Origin of the sequence: Paracoccus nototheniae, assembly GCF_004335005.1 — a bacterium.
Classification (GTDB): Bacteria; Pseudomonadota; Alphaproteobacteria; order Rhodobacterales; family Rhodobacteraceae; genus Paracoccus; species Paracoccus nototheniae.
Window position 1 is genome coordinate 1 of sequence record NZ_RQRT01000134.1, and the last position, 4,427, is coordinate 4,427.

4 protein-coding genes are annotated in these 4,427 nt (G+C 66.7%); 2 read left to right on the forward strand and 2 right to left on the reverse strand.

Going from position 1 to position 4,427, the window contains the following annotated elements; all coding sequences use genetic code 11:
* Both lysM and EG885_RS21850 read left to right on the forward strand, forming a co-directional pair.
* On the forward strand, nt 1–452 hold a 452-nt coding region (gene lysM / locus EG885_RS21845), incomplete at its 5' end, for a peptidoglycan-binding protein LysM (RefSeq protein WP_341352780.1).
* A gap of 159 nt (nt 453–611) precedes the next feature.
* On the forward strand, nt 612–2,510 hold the full coding sequence (locus EG885_RS21850) for an acyl-CoA synthetase (RefSeq protein ID WP_131578889.1): 1,899 nt from the start codon (nt 612–614) through the stop codon (nt 2,508–2,510).
* Between the two features lie 42 nt (nt 2,511–2,552).
* Here the strand turns inward: EG885_RS21850 and EG885_RS21855 are convergent, their stop codons facing one another.
* Nucleotides 2,553–3,011, reverse strand: a complete 459-nt coding sequence (locus tag EG885_RS21855; RefSeq protein WP_131578892.1) for a DUF983 domain-containing protein — start codon at nt 3,009–3,011, stop codon at nt 2,553–2,555.
* Between the two features lie 59 nt (nt 3,012–3,070).
* Complete coding sequence (locus EG885_RS21860) at nt 3,071–4,339, reverse strand: bifunctional folylpolyglutamate synthase/dihydrofolate synthase (RefSeq protein ID WP_131578895.1); 1,269 nt, start codon at nt 4,337–4,339, stop codon at nt 3,071–3,073.
* Nucleotides 4,340–4,427: the final 88 nt, after the last annotated feature.

Genomic DNA, 4,427 nt, shown 5'->3' on the forward strand with positions numbered 1-4,427 from the left:
TGGCGCGTTACGCCGCGCGCTATCCCGACCGCATCCGCAACATCAGCACCGGCGGCAATCTAGGCGTCTCGGCCAATTACCAGCATTGCTTTCGCGAGGCGGCGGGTAATCACGTTGCCATTCTGGATGGCGACGATGTGCATCTGCGTTTGCGCGGCGACACGGTCATCGTCGAATCGAAGGGTGCGGACCGCGAGGCGCTGGAAAAGCTGATCCTTGCCGTCGGCAACATTCAGGGCATCGCCAAGGTCGAGGCCGACCTGCCACCCGAGGCGCCTCAGCCGGTGTTCCACACCGTCGCCAAGGGCGAGACCCTGTCGGCGATCGCCAAGGCGCACCTGGGCGATGCCTCGAAATACAATGCCATATTCGAGGCGAACCGCCCGATGCTGAGCGATCCGGACAAGATCTATCCGGGTCAGATGCTGCGCATTCCGCCGCAGCAAGGCTGATCCAGTCGCCTTTGACGCCGCGTCCGGTCCCGCCTGACGCGGCGTTTTTACACATGGCCCGCCGCGCAGCCCTTGCCCCCTTGCCGCGATCCGGCCCATCCTGATGCTTAGGGAAAGGGGCCGCCAGCGTGTCGGCCCGACACGGAGGAGGGGACCAGCTTGGGCAAGTTCAGCACCTATGAGGATCGCGACCGGATCGAAGGCGAAAGCCTCTATGACGCGCGCGATCTGCCGGTCACGATCTATGATTTTCTGGCTCGCACGGCCACACGGTTTCCGCAACGGCCCGCCATCTCGTTCCAGCTTTTGTCGGGTCCGCGTGATCCGTCCGTCACCCTCAACTGGCAGGAATTGCTGGAGCGGGTGACCGAGACCGCCAATCTGCTGCGCAGTCTGGGTGTGGGGCCGACCGACACCGTCGCCTATCTTCTGCCCAACAGCATCGAGACTCCGGTCGTGCTGCTGGCCGGTGCCACGGCGGGGATCGTGAACCCGATCAACCCGCTGCTGGACACCCGCCAGATCGCCGGCATCCTGCGCGAGACGCGCGCCAAGGTTCTGGTGACGCTGAAGGCCTTCCCCAAGACCGACGTGGCCCAGAAGGCCGCCGAGGCGGTGGCCCTTGCCCCCGATGTCACCCATGTGATCGAGATCGACCTGAACCGGCACCTGCGTGGGCTCAAGCGGTTCATCGTGCCGCTGATCCGTCCCAAGGTGAAGGTGCGTCACAAGGCCAAGGTGCTGGATTTCGAGGCCGCGACCAGCGCGCGCAGCCACAAGCAGCTGGACTTCGACGATCCCGCCACGGACCGCGTCGCCGCCTATTTCCACACCGGCGGCACGACCGGCACTCCCAAGGTCGCCCAGCACAAATATTCGGGCATGATCTATAACGGTTGGTTGGGTGGCACGCTGCTGTTCGATGAAACCGATGTGCTGATGTGCCCGCTGCCGATGTTTCACGTCTTTGCGGCCTATCCGGTGCTGATGTCGTGCATCGCCTCGGGCGCGCATGTGGTCATGCCGACGCCTGCCGGATATCGCGGCGACGGGGTCTTTGACAATTTCTGGGGTCTGATCGAACGCTGGCAGGCGACGTTCCTGATCACCGTGCCCACCGCGATCGCAGCCCTGATGCAGCGTCCGGTGAATGCCGATGTCAGCAGCCTCAAGACCGCGATTTCGGGATCGGCCCCGCTGCCGGTCGAACTCTACAACCGCTTCAAGGCGGCGACGGGGGTCGAAATATCGGAAGGCTACGGGCTGACCGAGGCGACCTGTCTGGTCAGCTGCAACCCGGTCAACGGGGTCAAGAAGGTCGGCTCGGTCGGTATCCCCTTGCCCTATACGCATGTGCGGATCCTGAACCATGTGGAGGGCGGTCAGGTGCAGGAATGCGCGACCGACGAGGTCGGAGAGATCTGCATCGCCAATCCCGGCGTCTTTCCCGGCTCGACCTATACCGAGGCGGACAAGAACCACCGGCTGTTCTGCGACGATGTCTATCTGCGCACTGGCGATCTGGGGCGGCTGGACGCTGACGGCTATCTGTGGATCACCGGTCGGGCCAAGGATCTGATCATCCGGGGCGGCCATAACATTGACCCCGCCGAGATCGAGGAAGGGCTGGCCTCGCATCCCGCCGTGTCCTTTGTGGGTGCCATCGGCCAGCCCGACAGCTTTGCGGGCGAATTGCCTTGCGCCTATGTCGAACTGATTGCCGGGGCCGAGGTGTCGGTGCGCGAGTTGATGGACCATGCCAAGGCCCATATCCACGAACGCGCCGCCGTGCCCAAGCATATCGAGGTGCTGTCCGAACTGCCCAAGACCGCCGTGGGCAAGATCTTCAAGCCCGACCTGCGCAAGCTGGCGATCACCCGCGTCTATGACGCGGCGCTGGAAGGCACCGGCGCCCGCGTCGTCGCCGTGCGCGAGGATAAAAAGCGCGGTCTGGTGGCGTTTCTGTCGCGCGACGGGGTCGACGAGGCCGAAGTGGCCACCCGGCTTGGCCAGTTCACGACGCCCTGGGACTGGGATCAGGGCGCCGATCGGGTCTGAGGGTCAGGGCGGCGGGGATCAGGGGGCAGAGGCCGGGGCGCGTCAGGCGCCACGGTCCTGTTCGTCGCTGGCCCAGAGATAGCCGATGAAGGCCCCCTTGATCAGCCGCAGCAGCACCAACGTCATCACCGTCATGATCGCCCCGGTCACCGCCAGCAGGGTCAGAGGCTCGGGTCGCCAGACGTTCCAGACGATGCCAAACAGCGGGATCATCACCAGCAGCATGACGGTCATGGTGAAAAAGGCCGGGCCGTCCGCCGCGGGATAGCGGCCAAGCGGCGTCTCGCACTGCGCGCATTCGGCGTTCAGGGTCAGGAACCCCTGCAGCAACTGCCCCTCGCCGCAATTCGGGCAGCGATTGGCAAGACCGCGCAGCACAGCCTGCCGCGTATCGCGGGCCGGGCTGTCGGGGGGCGGGTGGCCGCGCGTCTGGTCGTCCGGGATCGCGGTCAGGGATGCCCGGGGGGCGGGATGATCGTCATCCGGTGGGGTTTGCGTCATGACGCCTCGCTTGTCAGGGACAGGGGCAACGGTTCCGGCCGGTGCAGGGTTGCGCCGGTTCAGCCGTTCTCCCGCAGGATGCGGCCCGCAAGATAAAGCGAGCCGCAGATCAGGATGCGCACCGGCCCCGCCGTCGCCGTGATCGCGCGGACCGCCGCAGCCGCATCATCGGCGATGCGCGTCGGAATGCCGACCGAGGTCGCCGCTTGGGCGGTCTCTGACGCGGGCAGGGTGTTCGGTTCCCCGGGGATGTCGATGGCAGTCAGGCTGGCGGCATGGGCGGCCAGAGGGCGCAGATAGCCCGCGATATCCTTGGTGTTCAGCATGCCGCAGATCAGATGGGTGGGCCGCGCGGGCATCGCGGCCAGAGTCGCCGCCAGCGCCTGACCGCCCGCCGGGTTGTGGCCACCGTCCAGCCACAATTCGGACGCGCCCGCCAGATCGACCAGCGGGCCGCGTTTCAGGCGCTGCATCCGGGCGGGCCAGTCGGCGCCGGTCACCGCCGCGCGGGCCTGCGCCCCGGTCGCGCCCAAGGCGCGCAGGGCGGCCAGCGCGGTGCCCGCATTCTGGATCTGATGCGGGCCGGTCAGGTTCGGGCGCGGCAGATCCCACAGCCCGTGATCGTCCTGAAAGATCATTCCGTCGCGTTCGGGCTGGATCATCCAATGCTGGCCATGGGCCAGAATCGGTGCGCTGAGGCCCATCGCCCGCGCCTCGATCACCTGCAGGGCGGCGTCGTCCTGCGCGCCGATCACGACCGGGACGCGGGGCTTGATGATCCCGGCTTTTTCCGCCGCGATCAGCGGCAGGGTATCGCCCAGATATTGCGTGTGATCGATCGAGACGGGGGTGATCACCGTCAGGCGCGGGGCGTCGATCACGTTCGTCGCATCCAGCCGACCGCCCAGACCCACCTCGAGCAGGGTGTAATCGGCGGGCGTGCGCGCAAAGGCCAGAAAGGCGGCGGCGGTGGTGATCTCGAAAAAGGTGATGGGCTGGCCATCATTCGCCGCCTCGCATTCGGCCAGCGTGGCGGCCAGCGCCTCGTCCGAAATCAGCGTACCGGCCAGCCGGATGCGTTCGCGGAACTGCGCCAGATGCGGCGAGGTATAGGCGTGCACGCGCGCACCCCCGGCCTCGAGCCCCGCGCGGATCATCGCCTGCGTGCTGCCCTTGCCATTGGTGCCGGCGATATGGATCACCGGCGGGATGCGGCGTTCGGGATGATCCAGCGCCGCCAGCAGACGGTGCATCCGGTCCAGGGACAGGTCGATCACCTTGGGGTGCAGCGCCATCAGGCGGGACAGAATGGCGTCGGATGGAACCATGATCAAGCCGGGGGCCAGCCCCCGGACCCCCGGGATATTTGCGTGAAGAAGAAACCCTCAGGCCGGAGTGGCGGGCGCGGGCGGGGCG